We start from the raw sequence: 18303 nt of genomic DNA, 5'->3' as shown, positions 1-18303 counted from the left end.
ATCATTTCTATCTCGAAAATCGAAATGATCAGGAATATTATAAGGATTAGGAAAATTTCACATGAAATATTTTTCCTAATCCTTATTTTTTTGTTCATTTAGTCATGAAACGACTTTTACGTACCCTGACTATTCTTTTATTAATAATTGCAAGTAGCTCCTGCTCAAGCAACATCCAAAATATTGAGCAACTTTTCAATAATAAGAAGTATGAGGATGCAATCTCAGATCTGAATCAATATCTCTTTTTTCATGTGACTGATGTCAAGGCGCTCCATTTGCGAGCTCGCTGCTATGAAGAAATCGGTAAAATCGAGCAATCAAAAGCTGATTACGAGCGTATTATTTCAATTGACGATCAATACGCACAGGCTTATGCAGGACTTGGAAAGTTATTGTTCGAGCAAAAAGAATATGATCAAGCTGAGCTTAAGCTTCTTCGAGCTGCCTCACTCGATTCCAATGACTTTGATATTTTATATTTGCTTGGCCGCACAATGATTATGACTGGCAAATTCATGAAAGCAGAGGAATTCCTCAGACTAGCTACCGATTTGAATCCTGATTATCCTAAGGTTTATTTCTATACTGGCTTGGCTGTAGCTTACCAGGGAGATGCTTTGGGATGTGCTGCTTTATTCAATGCCTATGTCAACCGTGAGCCCGATAATCTGATAGGAGTTTACAACCGTGGCTTTGCTTATATGAATGCAGGCTATGTAGAATGGGCGATAGAGGATTTTGACACAGTCTTGAAGAAAAACCCAAATCATATAGAAGCTATGGCGCACAAAGGCCTGCTTATGGCCGCAATGGGTAATTCTGAGGGCTGCCAATTGATACAAACTGCGGCGAACAAAGGAAGTCAATACGCGAAAGACCAACTTGCCTTTTGCAATTCATAATCAAAACCAGTTGAAAGAAACGTAAACTCTTTTTCTTAGTTAAGTCATTCTTAGTCAACTATATATTTCGAGCAACAATACAGTTTAACCAAAATTTACATAGTCCGTTCTTCTAAAATCGGTCTTTAAGCTTACTTTTGGCTTTTGCTCAAAATATGAACCATAGAAAACTCGTCATAATCCCTACTTTCAATGAGAAAGAAAACATCCAAGAGATCATCCAAGCGGTGATGAATCTTGATGGTGGGTTTGAGCTTTTGGTCATAGACGATGGTAGTCCTGATGGTACAGGGAACCTGGTAAAGGCATTGCAACTAAGCTTTGCTGATAGACTTCATCTAATAGAGCGACAGGGAAAATTAGGTTTGGGAACAGCCTATATCACGGGTTTCAAGTGGGCTTTAGAGCGAGAGTATGACTTCATCTTCGAGATGGATGCTGACTTTTCACATAATCCTGATGACCTGATCCGACTATACAATGCATGTGCAGACCGCAGTTATGACTTAGCTATTGGCTCTCGATATATCACAGGAGTAAATGTGGTAAACTGGCCAATGGGAAGAGTTTTGATGTCTTATTGTGCGAGTATTTACGTGAAATTCATTACTGGATTGCCTATAAAAGATGCTACTGCTGGTTTCAAATGTTACCACAGATCTGTTCTTGAAGGAATCAAATTGGATGAAGTTCGATTTGTTGGCTATGCTTTTCAGATTGAAATGAAATTCACCTCTTGGAAGCTCGGATTCAAACTAGTGGAAATACCAATAATATTCACAGACCGCACCAAAGGCACATCTAAAATGAGTCGCGGGATTTTTAAAGAAGCAGGTTTTGGAGTGATCTCCATGAAAATCAAAAGTATTTTCAGCCCATACCAGCTTAATCAAAGCGGATTGACCGAATAGGATCAACTCTAGAAATCACCATCACTGGTATCAGCAACACCGCTGCAGTCATCAGCGTAATTCCCACATTTATCATTATAAATGCTGGCCAGTTCCAATCAATCGGCACATAACTCATGTAATAACTCGCTGCATCAAGCGGAATCAATTTGAATTGATCTTGCAGAAATCCGATGCCAAGTCCCAGTGCATTCCCGATTACCAAGCCCCTCAGAAGGATATTGATACCATTCCAAAAAAAGATGGTTCTGATCTGTTTATTTGTTGATCCCAGCGCTTTTAGCAAACCGATCATTTGGGTTCGCTCCATAATCAAAATAAAGAGAATTGCTCCCATGTTGAAGATCGCTACGAAACCTATCAAACCTATAAATACATAGACATTATTATCCAAAAGCTTGAGCCAATCGAAGATCTCCAAAAATTTATCTTGGCTACTGATCAACTTTAGATCGTAATCCATAAGCTCCTCCATTTTAGGAGTATATGAATCGATTTTAGCAAAGTCATCGACAAAAATCTCCAAGCCACCGATTTGATCTTTGGTCCAATCATTTAGATTTCTGATCGTCTGCAATTCGCCGATTATGATCTTTTGATCGAAATTTTCCAGGTAGGTTTCAAAGATACCCACTACTTCCACTCGCCGATATCTTGGTGGATCTTGCACAAAGTAAAGGGTAATTTTATCTCCTACATTCAGCAATAGCTGGTTTGCGATGTACTTACTTAGCAGCACTTCATTGCTAGTTCCTTCATCCGGAATTCGCAGCATCCGTCCTTCGATCAGATATTTTTTGAATCCCAGCGTATCAAAATCCTGCCCTACTCCTTTCATCAGCACTCCTTGTACTTCTTCCTCCCCTTTGATCAGTGCGGCTTTGTGCGCAAAGGACTGAACTTTGGTAATAAAAGGAAGGATTTGATGCGTTTGGCTGAATTGAGAATTCAAGGAGAAAGGCGACTCTTCAAAATCATTACTCATGGTGAATCGCTGCACCTGATAATGACCCGTAAAACCGTAGACCTTCTCCGACACAGTGCTCTGAAAACCACCCAAAACCATAAAGGAAACGAGTGAGACTGCCAGACCCAGCGCGAGACTTCCTACTGCAATTTTGTGTATGGTGGCCGAAAATCCCCCAGCTTTCTTAAAGCTGATTCTTTTGGCGATGAAATAGGAAAGGTTCAAAGGACTGCTTTAATTTGTTCGATTAGACCGCAAAATAGCATGAAGCAAACGAAACTTACTCCCTTTATTTACTTTTTGAATATTGTCCTTATTATTCTCTTCAATTCGAACGATATGCAGGCATTTCAAAACACCAGCCTTCCAGGTGCTGAGCGACCTGAACTCTACCTATATCAGCTTCAAGGCAAAAATGTAGGTATAGTCGCCAACCAAACTAGCATTTTGACTCAATCTAATAATAAACATGTTGTTGATTTTCTTTTGGAAAAGGGTGTGAAAGTGAAGAAGGTTTTTGTGCCAGAGCATGGATTTCGTGGTCAGGCGGATGCAGGCGAAAAAGTAGATAATACCGTTGACTCCAAAACAGGCCTTCCTATCATTTCACTTTATGGAAATAATAAGAAGCCCAAACCAGAGCAAATTGCGGACTTAGATATTCTAATTTTCGATTTGCAGGATGTAGGAGTGAGATTTTACACCTACATCAGCACCATGCATTACCTGATGGAGGCTGCGGCTGAGAATAATAAAAAGGTAATCATATTCGATAGACCCAATCCAAATGGGAGTTACATCGCTGGGCCAGTACTGAAAAAGGGCTTCGAGAGCTTCGTAGGTATGCATCCTATTCCTGTCGTTCATGGTCTTACTGTAGGAGAGCTGGCGCAAATGATCAATGGAGAAAAATGGCTAAAAGGTGGATTGAAAGCTGATTTGGAAGTGATTCCTGTGGGGAACTGGGATCATCAGAAAGTTTACAATTTGCCCGTAAAACCATCTCCAAATCTCCCGAATGACTTATCCATCAAGCTTTATCCAAGCACTTGCTTCTTCGAAGGAACCATCGTTTCTCTAGGTCGAGGCACGCATTTCCCATTTCAAGTGTATGGTTATCCAGACCCAAAATACGGTGACTTTACCTTCACTCCAGTGAGCATCGACGGTATGTCGAAGAACCCTCCTCATCAGGATAAAAAATGCTATGGAGTGGATTTGAGAGGAGAATCAATGACACATGAGTTTACCCTGAAATATCTTCTGGATGCTTATCACAAGTCAGGAAAAGGTCAAGCATTCTTCAACAACTACTTCAACACACTTGCGGGAACGGATCAGTTGAAGAAAATGATAATGGAAGGTAAAACTGAAGCCGAAATCACTGCTTCTTGGCTAGATGATTTGGAAAAATATGAATCCCTTCGCGCTAGATATCTGATGTATAATTGAGTTTGAAAATTTCAAATTCTAAATATCAAATCTCAAATCAATTTGACAATGAACAAGAACCTTAGAATTATATACATGGGCACGCCGGAGTTTGCGGTGGCTGGCCTAGAACTTTTGGTAGAAAATGGATGGAACATCGTGGGAGTGATCACTGCGCCAGATAAGCCAAAAGGACGAGGGCAAAAGTTAATTCCTTCTCCAGTGAAGGAAGCTGCACTCAAATTGGATTTGAATATCCTTCAGCCAACTAACCTCAAATCTCCGGAATTTCAGGAAGAGCTTTGTGCTTTGAAAGCTGATTTGCAGATTGTAGTAGCCTTCCGAATGCTTCCCGAATCTGTTTGGAATATGCCTCCTCTGGGCACTTTCAATCTTCACGCTTCACTCCTACCTAATTACCGTGGGGCCGCTCCTATCAACTGGGCGATCATCAATGGAGATAAGGAGACTGGCGTAACGACTTTCTTCCTAAAGCATGAAATCGACACGGGTAGCATTATCTACCAGGAAAAAGTGGCGATTCTAGATGAAGATGATTTGGGAACAGTCTATGAAAAATTGATGAATGTAGGTTCCAAATTAGTTCTGAAAACGGTGGAAGACATCGCTGCCGACAAGGTTCAAGCTTCGCCTCAAGATGAATCCAAAGCAATTCATCATGCACCAAAGATCTTTAAAGAAACGGGAGAAATAGATTGGACTAAATCTGCAGAATCCATTCACAATTTGATACGAGGACTTTCTCCTTATCCAGCCGCATGGACACGATTTGATAATAAGATCTGTAAGATTTATAAAACAAAATTTTATCCAAATCAAAAATCTGGGAAAGCAATCGGTGAGCCTCAAACAGACAATAAAACCTATCTGAAAGTCCAAACAGGCGAAGGAACCTTAGAAATATTGGAACTTCAACTGGAAGGAAAAAAACGCATGAAAGTGGACGATTTGCTCAGAGGATATACATTTTCATAAAGATTTCAAACTAACTTAATGAGAAAAAAATTGTACTTTCTGCTTGATTTTAAGAAACTTGACTATATTATAATCAACCACTTCAAAACCCAAAGCATGAAATATCTCAATCGTAGTTTAATTTTAATACTTTTTTTCACTTCCCTTTCTTTCACAGCAGAAGCTCAATTCATCAAAAAACTCCAGAATGCTGCAAACAGGGGAATGGAGAAAGCGATAGAAGAAAAAGTAGAAAAGGAAGCCAATAAGATGATGGAGGCTCAACTTGAAAAACAGTTCTCTGAAATCTTTGGTGAAGATGGTGAGTCAGCGCCTGTGTCTATGGACATGGAAAAAGTGATGAAAGGAATGCAGGAGGACGTGAATACCATGGAACGTTATGATTTCTCTGGCTACCTGCTGATGGAAATGACCCCTACTGATAAAAAAGGAAAGCAGCAAGACAAAACACTGATAAAAAGCTACTTAAGTGAATTTGAAGATTTTACAGCAATGGATATCGTTGCTGATGATAAGCCTAATACAGAAACTACCATGATTTTTGACATGAAAAATGGAGCATCTATCATCCTATTAAATCATGACAATCAAAAAAGTAGTATGGCCATGAAATTGGACAGTACTGGGATAAATCCAGAAACAGAAGATATGCTTCAAGACAAAATCGTGGACGCTGATTTCACTGTCAAGGAAACAGGAAACACTAAGGACATCCTAGGATATGCGTGCAAGGAATATCAAATCAAAAGTGATGATGGAGAAGGTTTGTATTGGATGACAGACGAGCCAATTGGTGGTTATAGTGCTTTTTGGGGTACAAATAATCCTTTTGCAAAAAACAATACTCAAGCAAACTATGCGCAGCATTTAAAGAATATGCCACAAGGTAACTTCATGGAACTGTACTATACCGCTACGGAAGGTGACAAATTCGAATTGAAAGTGATTGAGGTTAAGGAATCAGAACCAAAATCCTTTATCATGGCAGAATACCCTAGTATGTTTGCCGCTGCTATGGGCAAAAAGTAATTCTTACTTTTTATGCTTTTTTCCCATATCAAAGCCTAGTATCTTCATGGCAAAGAACTTTTGTCTATGAAGATTTCTCTGATTGCTGCACTGGCTACAAACCATGTAATCGGCAAACAAAATGATTTGGTCTGGAGATTACCTGATGATTTCAAACGTTTCAAAAGTATCACTTCCGATCATTATATCTTGATGGGTAGGAAGACATTTGAGTCATTGGGCAAGCCACTTCCCCATCGAACACATCTTGTAATCACACGAAATAAGGACTATCAGGTTCCTGAAGGACATTTCGTCTTCGAAAACGTCAAAGATGCATTTAGCTTTTGCCAGGATAAGGAAGTAAGTCAACTCTATGTGATTGGAGGCGGTGAAATTTATTGTCAAACATTGCCTTTGGCTGATGAGTTGGTACTCACAGAAGTAGAAGCTAGCCCCGAAGGTGATACCTATTTTCCCGAATTCGATAAGGACAATTGGAAGGTGACTTTTTCTGAATTCCACCCGGCAGATGATCGCCATCAATATGCCTTCAGCTACGTCAACTACGAAAGAATCCACAAGCAACATGTCTAAAAAAGTAATTTGGATCACGGGGGCATCCTCTGGAATAGGTGAAGCCACTGCCTATAAATATGTGAAGGAGGGCTGGCAAGTCATACTTTCTGCTAGAAATCAAGATGCCTTAGAAAAAGTCAAATCCTCCTCTGCTCATCCTGAGAATTGTAAAGTACTCCCTCTCGACCTTATAGATCAGACTTCTTTCCAAGAAAAAACCAAGGAAGCGATTGCTGCTTTTGGACATATTGACTCGATCCTGCACAATGGAGGAATCAGCCAGCGTTCTTTGATTCGAGAGACTCCTATTGAAGTTGACCGAAAGCTTATGGAAGTGAACTTCTTTGGTACTTTAGCACTCACCAAGGCACTTTTACCCCACTTTATTGCTAGAAAATCCGGACAGTTCGGAGTAATCTCCTCTTTGGTAGGAAAATTCGGTTCACCATATCGATCAAGCTACGCAGCTGCAAAACACGCACTTCATGGCTTTTTTGAATCTCTGAGATTAGAACATTTTGATGATAATATAGCCGTATCGATGATTTGTCCAGGTTTTATCAAAACCGACGTTTCCAAGAATGCGCTAACCGCTGACGGAACTCCGCTCAATGAGATGGACAAAGCACAAGAAAATGGAATGAGTGCAGAAGACTGCGCTAAGGAGATTTTCAATGCCCTCAAACGCAAGAAAGAGGAAGTCTATATCGGTGGAAAAGAAACTATGGGAATCTATTTAAAACGATTTGTCCCAACAATTTTCACAAAGGTCCTACGTAAATCAGAAGTACGCTAACTATATGAAAGTAGTCAGAGCCGAGATAATAGCCATAGGGGATGAATTGCTCTATGGGCAAATAGTCGATACAAATAGTCATTGGATTAGTCAGGAACTTGATCTAATGGGAGTAAAAGTGGTTAGAAAAACGACTGTCGGAGATGACCGAAAGGATATTCTTGCGGCCTTTGCTTCTGCAGAAGCTAGAGCTGACATCATTTTGATCACTGGAGGTCTAGGCCCTACTCAAGACGATCTGACCAAGCCGCTAATGGCAGAATATTTTGACTGTCCCATTGTGGAAAATCCTGCTGCTGTAGAAGCTGTTACTGAGTTTTTCAAGCAAAGAGGTAGAGAAATCACTCCATTAAATATACTTCAAGGTCACCTTCCTACTTGCTGCACCTATGTACCCAATGAAGTTGGTACTGCTCCAGGAATGTGGTTTGAGCGCTATGGAACCTATTGGATGTCTATGCCTGGAGTGCCGCATGAGATGAAAAAACTGATGACAGGTTTTGTATTACCCAAGCTTCCTACCCTATTCCCTCTACCCGTCATCGTACACCGACTGATCAAAACTGTAGGAATTGGAGAAAGCTGGCTGGCAGACCTGATTAGAGATTGGGAGAATGCACTTCCTTCAACTATTCGATTGGCATATTTACCTTCCTTGGGTCATGTCAAACTACGACTTACTGGTTTCGGGCAGGATAAAGTTGAAATCGAAAAAGATATTCAAAAGCAAATTGAGCTGGTTTTACCAAGCATAGAAAAGTACGTGTATGGCTATGATTCAGAGTCCTTAGAATCTGCTATCGGTAAGCTATTGACAAGCAATAAGAAAACTGTAGCCTTAGCTGAAAGCTGCTCTGGAGGATATATTTCTCACCTAATTACTAGTGTTTCGGGCAGTAGTTCGTATTTTCAGGGAGCGGTAATTCCTTACCACAACCAATTTAAAGAGGGAATTCTTCAGGTGAAACATCAAACCTTGGACTCTTTTGGGGCAGTAAGTGAGGAAACAGTGAAGGAAATGTCCAGAGGAGTTCGAGAATTATTCAAGGCAGACTTTGGTTTGGCAAGCAGCGGAATCGCTGGCCCAAATGGCGGAACTGATGAAAAGCCAGTGGGTACAATTTGGATCGCCTGTGCAGGAAATGGATTTGTAGAAACTAAGAAACTCCAGCTCACACAGGATAGAATGCTCAATATTCAACTGACAGCAACGGCTGTTTTGAATTTACTTAGAATTTGTATTTCAGAGAAATAACAAATAAAATTTCTATTGAAAGGTTAGGGATAGTGTTTGAGAAAATTTAATTTTAAATCTTGAATATAAACCCAATAAATTATTAAATCATAACCATGGCGATTGTAGAAATGCTGATGCCCAAAATGGGCGAGAGTATCATAGAAGGCACAGTACTGACCTGGCTCAAAAAAGAGGGTGATATCATCGAGCAAGATGAATCAGTCCTAGAAGTAGCCACAGATAAGGTAGATACAGAAGTTCCATCCACACATGCTGGGGTTCTTAAGCAAATTCTTGCTAAAGAAGGTGATGTAATAGCTGTGGGTTCTCCGATAGCAATTATTGAAACAGCTGGGGAAGACAAAACTACTACTCTCAATTCTGAGCCTAACAAAGAAACACCAAAAGAAGAGTTGGTAGCTGCAGCACCAGAAAATACAGCTTCAATTTTAGGAACTTCGAGCAAATCAGACTCTGCCCAATCTGGAGATGATAGATTTTATTCTCCTTTAGTTCAAAGTATTGCCAAAGAGGAAGGAATCTCGAAGGCTGAGCTCGCCAAAATTCCTGGCACGGGAAAAGATGCCAGAGTGACCAAGCAAGACATGCTAGCTTACTTAGCATCTAAAACTGCTGCTAGCAAATCCACCAATTCCATCCCTCCTATTTCAGCTCCAAAAGTACAAGTGAGTAGTTCTGGCGAAGACGAGATCATCGAAATGGATCGTATGCGCAAGATGATCGCGCAGCGTATGTTGGATTCAAAACGTATTTCTGCCCATGTCACCTCTTTTGTAGAAGCGGACATGACAAACATCGTATTGTGGCGTGAGCGTCATAAACTTGATTATAAGGCCAAATTTGGTGAGTCGATTACCTACACACCGTTCTTTATTGAAGCCGTAGCAAAAGCTATTCGTGACTTCCCTATGATCAATATCTCCGTAGATGGAGATAGAATTATCAGAAAGAAGGATATCAATGTGGGTATGGCTGTAGCTCTACCTAATGGCAATCTGATCGTTCCTGTCATTAGAAATGCTGATCAGTTGAATCTTGTTGGGGTTTCCAAAAAAGTAAATGAGCTGGCTAATCTTGCTAGAAATAATAAGTTGACAGCAGATCACCTAACTGGTGGCACCTATACGGTCTCAAATGTGGGGTCTTTTGGGAATGTAATGGGAACTCCTATCATTCCACAGCCCCAAGTAGCTATTTTAGCTGTAGGTGCTATTGTGAAGAAGCCTGCTGTGGTAGAAACACCTACAGGTGATGTCATCGCAATCAGACATAAAATGTTCCTCTCCCATTCCTATGATCATCGAGTAGTTGATGGTTCCTTGGGCGGGAAGTTTGTCAAACGTGTTTCGGATTATCTGGAAGCATTTGATATCAACACTCCCCTATAAATTCAAAAGCCGGTTCAAATCACCGGCTTTTTTCATTTCACATTCCTCAAATCTCTTTTCAGAGAATATTCCTTTATTTTTTCTGCCAGTTTCAGCAGCCTGATAGGCTTGGTCAGATAATCATCCATTCCAGCTTCCGTAGCTTTTTTCTGATCCTCATCGAAGACATTGGCAGATAAACCAATTATAAAAACATTTCCTCTATCACCTAGCTCTCTGATCTTTTTAGAGGCTTCCAGCCCATTCAACAGAGGCATTTGTACATCCATCAGAATCATGTCAAAATCTTTGGATTTGACTAAATCCAAGGCTTCCAAGCCATTTTTTGCCACGGAAAAATCGTAACCTAGCTGACCAAGCATCAAGGTCATCAATTGGAGATTGAGTTCATTATCTTCCGCTAGGAGAATGCGAGCAGGATATTCGTTAGCCATACCGTTCCAATTAGTTCTCTGAGGCATTTCACTGGAAGGATATTCAGCCACAAATTTGGCTTTTTTCAAGATGACCGAAAAAGCAAAAGTTGAACCCACACCAGGCTCACTGGCAATATTCAATTCTCCTCCCATCAATTCCACAATCTTTTTGGCAATAGCTAAACCTAGGCCAGTTCCTTGATAACTCCTTGAACTTGAACTCTCTACTTGATAAAATGGATCTGTCAACCTTGGGATAACCTCCTTAGGAATACCTATCCCGCTATCTTTGACACTACAGCGCAGATAATGGATTTCTCCAGAAATATTTTCGATTTCGAGCTTCACCACTACAGTTCCTCCTTTGGGAGTAAACTTCACAGCATTGCCGACCAAATTTAGAATCACCTGGTTGATTTTTTCTACATCTCCTTCCATCAACTCCTTGGTTGCTGGCTCCAGCACGGTGGTCAAAATAACTCCCTTCTTTTGAGCCAAACCATAAAAAATCTGCACTTGCTTTTCCAACTCCTCGGCAGGAGAAAAAACAATGGAGTTAATTTCAATTTTCCCGGCTTCTATTTTCGAATAATCTAGAATATCCTTGATGATGCTCAGCAATGAATTACCTGAGTTTTTGATGATTTCCAGATATTGAAGCTGCTCAGCGTCTAGGTTTGTTTGATCCAGTAGGTCAATAATTCCTAGAAGACCATTCATCGGCGTTCGGATTTCATGACTCATATTGGCTAGGAATTCCGACTTAGCCTTACTTGCTTGATCCGCTGCATTCATTGCTTCGACCAAGCCTTTTTCCCAAATACGCTGACTAGTGATATCTTTAGATACGGACATCATTCTATTGCTATCTAATGGGAAAAATCGAACCTCAAAATATTGACTTTCCTGTGCTACTTCAATTTTCAAGTCTACAGTCTGAATTTGTTCTGTTTTCCTTGCCAAATTAAAGGCAAACTGAGTTTGTTCTCGTTGTTTGGGAGGGACCAGATCAAAAAGTGAATCACCAATCAGGGATCGATCTATGGATTGCAAGAATTTCTGATCCTTAATATGTGAATCCAAAACTTTTCCGTCATTATCAAAGGTGAATATGACATCGGGAATGTTATCGATCAGATTTTGAAGACGTTTACCACTTTCGATCAATTCATGTTTACTCAGAAACTGATCCGTGATATCTGTGCAAATGCCTAGTCCCCCATTAAACCTTCCTTGCTCATCAAAAACCAACTTTTCAAAAATCCTCAAGCGTAGTTTAGTTCCATCAGGTTTAATAAAATCATATTCTATATCGACTGAAGACTTATTTTGATTAAGAGCCCTCTTGACCAAACTTTTAACATTTAGTGCGTCATGGTGTCCATCTTCCTTTTGGAAGGCTTCCAAAAATTCTGATTTGGGATGACCAAGTATTACCTCTACCTCATCACTCACTCTAGTAATTTGCCCTTTGAAATTATGAAAATACACAAAGCCGCGAAGTTCCTTTAGCAGTAGGTTTTGCTGATCAAATAGCTCGGAAATCTCTTCTGCACTTTCTTCCAGTAGCTTCTGGGATTCTCGGTTATGCTGCAGCGAAAGCGTAAAGAAAACCACCGTACCCATCAGTAGAAATACAAATCCTGAAAACAAAAAGAGATATGTACTGTAGATCCCACTCAAGATTGAATCAGATTCAACCATAAATAAAAGTGCAGCATCATCGTAAAAATCTCCTAGGTTAAAAGGATATTGAACCAGAATACCTGCCCCTGAATTAGCTCCTTTTTTCCAGTCAATTTGATAAATCCCTATCACACCGATCTCTACATCATATCGAATTTTTTCCAAAGAGGTCTCGTCTATCACAAGCATATCTGAATCCTGACCGGGATCCAAATTTTGAGTCTTTCCTCCAAGCATCAGAAGTTTGCTCCCTCCTTTATTTAAATAATAATGGGTCACAAAATCTTTGGCGAACTTGACAGGATTCAATGAAAACGTGAGTTCAAAGCCTTTATCAGCCCCTTTAGTAGTAAAGATGAAATCTCTATCCCCCTTTTTCGGGACTGCACCCTGACTTATATTTCGGATAAAATCATTCCTTTCTGTCCGAGTTAAATACACCACAGAATCCTGAAGATCTACCCAAAGGGTATCAATAAGACTTGGATAGTTATTAAAAACTCTTCTTGCAGCCTTGGTGAAATCACCTCTAAAATCCTCTGCGTCTAGGTCTTCATCTTCCAAATAGTCAATAAGCGTCTTGGCAGTAATTTCAAAACGATCTATATCGATTTCAATTTCTGTAGCCGCCAGCTCAGTCTGGCGCCTTAGAAACTCTCTTTTGGATTTGGTTTCAGAATCAGATATCGCTTTGAAAAAACTAACTCCGAGTAATATCACCAGAATCACTAAAGTACTTCCGATGGCGATCATAAGCCAAAAATCTCTTCGATATCCTATCCTTTTCTTCATAGAGAATTGGGCTGTACTTCTATCAAATACCAATCAAAAAGTGTAAATGGTATTGCGTATGCTGCTTGGGGACTAAATTCATCTTGAAAGAAAAAATGGTTTTCCTTCTTCAGGATAATAGATTGGGCCATTTCTCGGACTTCCCTATTTTTAGAATTGAATAGATTAAAGTCTGAAATACGAAAATTATCTGAGCGAATAGTTTCTTCATATACATGATTGAGCAAAGGTGGAAAACTCAATGCCTCAATTGCAGAAGCATTTCCTCCTACTATATCTCCTTTGCCATTTACAATCAAATAGTCTCCTTCCCTAGATTCTAGGTATCTGCTGATAATCTCATCCACAGTGATGTCAATTCCCAAGACCGCATACAGCTCCCCATTATCAAGCACTGGATGAACCAAGGACAGAATCCAGCCCCTTCCTGCAGGATCAATATAAACTTCAGAAATCCACACTGGGCCTTGATCTGGATTATGCTTAGTATCAGCCTCATAAAAGAAATTAAAGCTTGCCAGATCTATATCCGGTTCCAGCAGAGTCTTAGCATCATATGCTGGAAATACCCGAGACATCTGATCGATAGTATTGAAATAAACCTGAGACAGGATTTTGTATTTTTTCGCTGTCTGATAAAAAAGTGAATCCATTCCATTAGTGATGAGCACATTTTCCATAGCTCTGTCAAAATCGGATGTTGTGTTCAAAATCACTACTGAACTTAACTTATCAGAGTCTTTAGGTGTATTCGTGGAATAGCCTCCATTGAAGCTATATTTATCGATTTGCACATGACTCATTAAACTATCTCTATTGTCTAATAGAAATTCGAAGTGATCTTTCAAAAAAACAATCTCGTCCTCCAGTACCGAGAGCTCCGATTCCATCTCTACAATGATAGATTTATCAAAGCCTTTGGTATGATCTGCTCCAACTTTGGGCGAAGATTCACAGGAAAGCAAAACAATAAGTGAGGGGAATATCCAGAGGAAAGATGATTTCATGAGATTTGAGCTTAAAGGGAAATTATAAATTATCCACCTCAGCACGAAATGATTCTCCCATTTCTTTAAACCTCAATTGGACTTTTTCAAAAAACTCACCCGTCCAAAAAGACTTCAAGTCTTCCTCATCTAACACATCCATCTCAGGGATTTTGAAGGTCTGCTCCATGGGACCCAACTCAAACTTGATGATATATTTGTTATTCCAGGAGAATACAGAGATTCTAATTTCCTTCTGACTAAACTCATGTACAACTCTCATTAGGCAGGTCTTACTTCTGTAGAGAAAGCGATTTCAGCCTTCAAGGAAGACGCAACTGAACAGTATTTCTCTACGGATAGCGCAACTACCTTAGCAAATTCTTCATCCTTAGCATCTGGAGAAACTAGAATAAATTTCAAATTGATAGCAGTAAAATAAGCAGGAACTCCTTCGTTTCTATCTCCCTCTACTTCTACTATAAAATCGATAACTGTTTTACGCTTTTTTTTCATCATCAAAACCGCATCGACAGCCGCACATGAACCCAGAGCAGAAAGCAACAAATCCATTGGGGATTGCGCCTTTTTGTCCTGAAAATCGTGCATATCGATCTGTACTACATTTCCCTGAGGATTTACTGCCTCGTATTCGTGATCCGCTTTCATGCGAACCGTCACATTTCTTTTAGCCATCTCTTTTTATAATTACCTAACGTGAATGTTATAAATAATTTTTAAATCTTTTAATTTTTCAATCTTAGAATCAGATTACATATTCCGGCGATATTGCCCCCCTACTTCGTAAAGTGCGTGAGTAATCTCCCCAAGTGAACAATACTTTACTGCTTCCATTAGTTCCGCGAAAATGTTCTCGTTATTAACAGAGACTTTTCTCAGTGCCTGAAGATGTTCAGTTACCAAAGTTGGATTGGCAGCATGAAGTGTTTGCAAGGTTTTGATCTGAGCTTCCTTTTCTTCAGTTTCAGCCCGAATCACTTCTCCCGGAGTGACCGTAGGAGATCCATCTGAAGACAGGAAGGTATTCACTCCGATGATAGGATATACTCCGGTATGCTTCAGCATTTCATAGTGCATACTTTCCTCTTGGATTTTGCCACGCTGATACATGGTTTCCATAGCTCCCAGCACACCACCACGCTCAGTGATTCTATCAAATTCCACATAAACAGCTTCCTCAATTAAGTCAGTCAACTCCTCTATAATAAAGGCTCCCTGAATAGGATTCTCATTTTTAGCAAGCCCCAATTCCTTATTGATAATCAACTGAATAGCCATCGCTCTTCGAACTGATGCTTCAGTAGGAGTTGTGATCGCTTCATCGTAAGCATTCGTGTGAAGTGAGTTGCAATTATCGTAAATCGCATACAAGGCTTGCAGGGTAGTTCGGATATCGTTGAAGTCAATTTCCTGTGCATGAAGCGAGCGTCCTGAAGTCTGAATATGGTATTTCAGCATTTGAGAACGCTCGTTTGCACCATACTTTAACTTCATTGCTTTTGCCCAAATCCTACGAGCCACTCTTCCGATTACTGCATATTCCGGATCGATCCCATTGGAGAAAAAGAAAGAGAGGTTTGGAGCAAATTGATTGATGTCCATTCCACGACTCACATAATATTCAACGTAGGTAAATCCGTTGGAAAGCGTCAAAGCTAACTGAGTGATAGGATTGGCGCCAGCTTCTGCAATATGATATCCAGAGATAGACACAGAGTAGAAATTACGGATGCTTTGCTCAATGAAGTATTGCTGTACATCACCCATCAGTCTCAAGGAGAATTCCGTGGAGAAAATACAGGTATTCTGTGCCTGATCTTCTTTCAAAATATCAGCTTGCACCGTTCCACGCACTCTAGCGATGGTATCAGCTTTGATCTTCTGATAAACTTCCAATGGTAACACCTGATCTCCAGTCACTCCCAAAAGCATCAAACCTAGACCATTATTCCCTTCTGGAACTTTAGCATTGTAAGTTGGTCTAGGGAGATTCTTGTCCTTATATAGTTGAGCAATTTTCTGATCAATTTCTTTTTCCAGTCCTTGCTCTTTGATATAAACCTCGCACTGCTGATCAATCGCGGCATTCATAAAAAATGCAGTCATCGTAGCCGCAGGACCATTGATAGTCATTGACACAGAGGTCATTGGATCTACTAGATTAAAGCCTGAATAGAGCTTCTTAGCATCATCCAAACAGCAAACATTCACACCTGAGTTACCGATCTTGCCATAGATATCTGGGCGATAGTCCGGATCTTCACCATACAAGGTAACTGAATCAAAAGCAGTAGAAAGTCGCTTTGCAGCCATATCCTTGGAGACATAGTGAAAACGTTTATTCGTACGCTCTGGCCCGCCTTCACCGGCAAACATTCGTGTAGGATCCTCTCCTTCTCTTTTGAATGGAAAAACACCTGCTGTGTATGGAAACTTTCCTGGGACATTTTCCCGTAAACCCCATTTCAATAAATCTCCCCATGCCTCATACTTAGGTAAGGAAATTTTAGGTATTCTAGTATCTGAAAGGGAGGTAGAGAAAGTCTTAATCTTAATCTCCTTATCTCTTACTTTAAACACATAAAAATCTTCTCCATACTTAGCTGACTCATCAGCCCATTCCTCTAGCCACTTTTTGTTTTTCGGGTCAAACTCTATCTCCACCTGGGCATATACTTCTTGGAGTTCTTTGATCAGGCGATCCTTATCCTCCAAGTTTGTTTTAGCAATCGCTTCTATTGACTTGGAAATGCTATAAAGTTGTTGTGCGATTTCCTTCTGCTCATCTACCCAGACATCGTAATTTCTGTTGATTTCAGAAATTTCGGATAAGTACCGAGTCCGTGCCGGAGGAATAATATAGATTTTCTCTGAGCTCCCTGCAGTCAACTCAAAGTTGCTTTTCATCTCTGGGTATTTCTCAGCAATCTTAGAAATCAAGCTGCGATAAAGCTGATTCATTCCAGGATCGTTGAATTGCGAAGCTATGGTACCAAAAACCGGAATATCCTCGTCCTTAGTTTCCCACAAATGATGATTTCGCTTAAACTGCTTTTTTACATCACGGATCGCGTCCAAAGCTCCTCTCTTATCGAACTTATTCAAGGCAATCAGGTCGGCAAAATCCAACATATCTATCTTTTCCAACTGCGAAGCGGCTCCATATTCTGGAGTCATCACATAGAGTGAAAGATCTGAATGCTCAATGATTTCCGTATCCGACTGACCAATCCCAGAAGTCTCCAATATCACCATATCATAACCGGCAGCTTTGACAGTATCTACTGCATCCTGCACATATTTGGAAAGCGCAAGATTAGATTGTCGCGTAGCCAATGAGCGCATATACACACGTGGATGATGAATCGCATTCATACGAATTCTATCGCCAAGCAATGCTCCACCAGTTTTTCGCTTAGATGGATCAACTGATATGATTGCCAGAGTTTTATCTTCAAAGTCCATGATGAATCGACGAACCAACTCATCTACTAAAGAGGATTTCCCAGCTCCGCCTGTACCTGTAATTCCAATCACAGGAGTCTTGCATGTTTCACTTTGTTTTCTGACTTTAGCAAGCAATTCGGTAGAATTTTCCGGGAAGTTTTCGAAGGCAGAAATAGCTCTGGATACATGCTCCTTATTTTCTACATTAAGAGCAAATCCTTTAGGCAAGGTTTCTCCGATTGCAAAATCACATTGACTCACCAAGTCATTAATCATTCCCTGCAAGCCTAATGAACGTCCATCATCTGGAGCGTAAATTCTATTGATGCCATAATCCTGCAATTCCTTTATTTCTTCAGGAAGGATGGTTCCTCCTCCTCCTCCAAAAATCTTCACATGAGCAGCGCCTTTTTCGCGCAGCAAATCATACATATACTTGAAAAATTCCACATGACCTCCCTGATAAGAAGTGATGGCAATAGCCTGCACATCTTCTTGGATTGCACAATCGACAATCTCCTGCACGGAGCGATTATGACCTAAGTGTATCACTTCACATCCGGTGGCCTGAATGATGCGTCGCATGATATTAATCGCGGCATCATGCCCATCGAAAAGCGAAGCGGCGGTAACTATTCTAATGTGGTTTTTGGGTTTGTAGCTCTCAGGAATTGTAGTCATGGACTTAAATTAGCTTGGTAGACTGATGTGGTATG

15 protein-coding genes are annotated in these 18303 nt (G+C 40.3%); 9 read left to right on the top strand and 6 right to left on the bottom strand.

Features of this window, described 5'->3' with window-relative positions:
* Positions 1–104: 104 nt before the first annotated feature.
* Entirely contained in the window at positions 105–905 is an 801-nt protein-coding gene (locus LV85_RS05640; protein WP_111317224.1) for a tetratricopeptide repeat protein, read from the top strand.
* A 155-nt stretch (positions 906–1060) separates the two neighbouring features.
* A complete protein-coding gene (locus LV85_RS05635; protein ID WP_111317223.1) occupies positions 1061–1816 on the top strand; it encodes a polyprenol monophosphomannose synthase in 756 nt (251 codons plus the stop codon).
* On the opposite strand, the gene LV85_RS05630 is transcribed toward LV85_RS05635, so the two are convergent.
* A complete protein-coding gene (locus LV85_RS05630) occupies positions 1791–3008 on the bottom strand; it encodes an ABC transporter permease (protein WP_111317222.1) in 1218 nt (405 codons plus the stop codon). The genes LV85_RS05635 and LV85_RS05630 overlap by 26 nt on opposite strands.
* A gap of 39 nt (positions 3009–3047) precedes the next feature.
* On the opposite strand from LV85_RS05630, the gene LV85_RS05625 reads away from it, so the two are divergent.
* From LV85_RS05625 to LV85_RS05595, 7 genes are all read left to right on the top strand, one after another.
* Positions 3048–4235 (top strand): exo-beta-N-acetylmuramidase NamZ family protein, encoded by a 1188-nt coding sequence (locus LV85_RS05625; RefSeq protein WP_111317221.1) that lies wholly within the window; start codon positions 3048–3050, stop codon positions 4233–4235.
* Between the two features lie 48 nt (positions 4236–4283).
* Positions 4284–5210, top strand: a complete 927-nt coding sequence (fmt, locus tag LV85_RS05620; RefSeq protein ID WP_111317220.1) for a methionyl-tRNA formyltransferase — start codon at positions 4284–4286, stop codon at positions 5208–5210.
* Positions 5211–5306: 96 nt separating this feature from the next.
* Positions 5307–6239, top strand: coding sequence for a DUF4412 domain-containing protein (locus tag LV85_RS05615; RefSeq protein ID WP_158531146.1), 933 nt, complete (start codon positions 5307–5309; stop codon positions 6237–6239).
* A gap of 66 nt (positions 6240–6305) precedes the next feature.
* The gene (locus LV85_RS05610) at positions 6306–6815 is read left to right on the top strand and encodes a dihydrofolate reductase (RefSeq protein ID WP_111317218.1); all 510 of its coding nucleotides are present in this window, start codon (positions 6306–6308) and stop codon (positions 6813–6815) included.
* Positions 6808–7593 carry an SDR family oxidoreductase gene (locus LV85_RS05605; protein WP_111317217.1) on the top strand — a complete coding sequence of 262 codons (786 nt, stop codon included), beginning with the start codon at positions 6808–6810 and terminating at the stop codon, positions 7591–7593. Before LV85_RS05610 ends, LV85_RS05605 begins: the two co-directional genes overlap by 8 nt.
* A 4-nt stretch (positions 7594–7597) precedes the next feature.
* A complete protein-coding gene (locus LV85_RS05600) occupies positions 7598–8848 on the top strand; it encodes a competence/damage-inducible protein A (protein WP_111317216.1) in 1251 nt (416 codons plus the stop codon).
* 95 nt (positions 8849–8943) lie between these two features.
* Entirely contained in the window at positions 8944–10239 is a 1296-nt protein-coding gene (locus LV85_RS05595; protein ID WP_111317215.1) for a dihydrolipoamide acetyltransferase family protein, read from the top strand.
* Between the two features lie 32 nt (positions 10240–10271).
* Here the strand turns inward: LV85_RS05595 and LV85_RS05590 are convergent, their stop codons facing one another.
* The 5 genes from LV85_RS05590 to LV85_RS05570 form a co-directional block, all read right to left on the bottom strand.
* A complete protein-coding gene (locus LV85_RS05590; protein ID WP_111317214.1) occupies positions 10272–13133 on the bottom strand; it encodes a PAS domain-containing hybrid sensor histidine kinase/response regulator in 2862 nt (953 codons plus the stop codon).
* Positions 13130–14140, bottom strand: a complete 1011-nt coding sequence (locus tag LV85_RS05585; RefSeq protein ID WP_111317213.1) for a PDC sensor domain-containing protein — start codon at positions 14138–14140, stop codon at positions 13130–13132. The genes LV85_RS05590 and LV85_RS05585 overlap by 4 nt, the downstream gene beginning before the upstream one ends.
* Before the next feature lie 22 nt (positions 14141–14162).
* Positions 14163–14402 carry a hypothetical protein gene (locus LV85_RS05580; RefSeq protein WP_111317212.1) on the bottom strand — a complete coding sequence of 80 codons (240 nt, stop codon included), beginning with the start codon at positions 14400–14402 and terminating at the stop codon, positions 14163–14165.
* Positions 14402–14815: an OsmC family protein gene (locus LV85_RS05575; protein ID WP_111317211.1), complete on the bottom strand. Its 414-nt coding sequence runs from the start codon at positions 14813–14815 to the stop codon at positions 14402–14404. The genes LV85_RS05580 and LV85_RS05575 overlap by 1 nt, the downstream gene beginning before the upstream one ends.
* A 75-nt stretch (positions 14816–14890) precedes the next feature.
* Positions 14891–18268 carry a methylmalonyl-CoA mutase family protein gene (locus LV85_RS05570; protein WP_111317210.1) on the bottom strand — a complete coding sequence of 1126 codons (3378 nt, stop codon included), beginning with the start codon at positions 18266–18268 and terminating at the stop codon, positions 14891–14893.
* Positions 18269–18303: the final 35 nt, after the last annotated feature.

Origin of the sequence: Algoriphagus chordae (genome assembly GCF_003254055.1) — a bacterium.
In the GTDB taxonomy this organism is placed as follows: Bacteria; Bacteroidota; Bacteroidia; order Cytophagales; family Cyclobacteriaceae; genus Algoriphagus; species Algoriphagus chordae.
The sequence above is the reverse complement of the archived record's forward strand: the minus strand, read 5'-3'. Positions and strand labels throughout refer to the sequence as shown.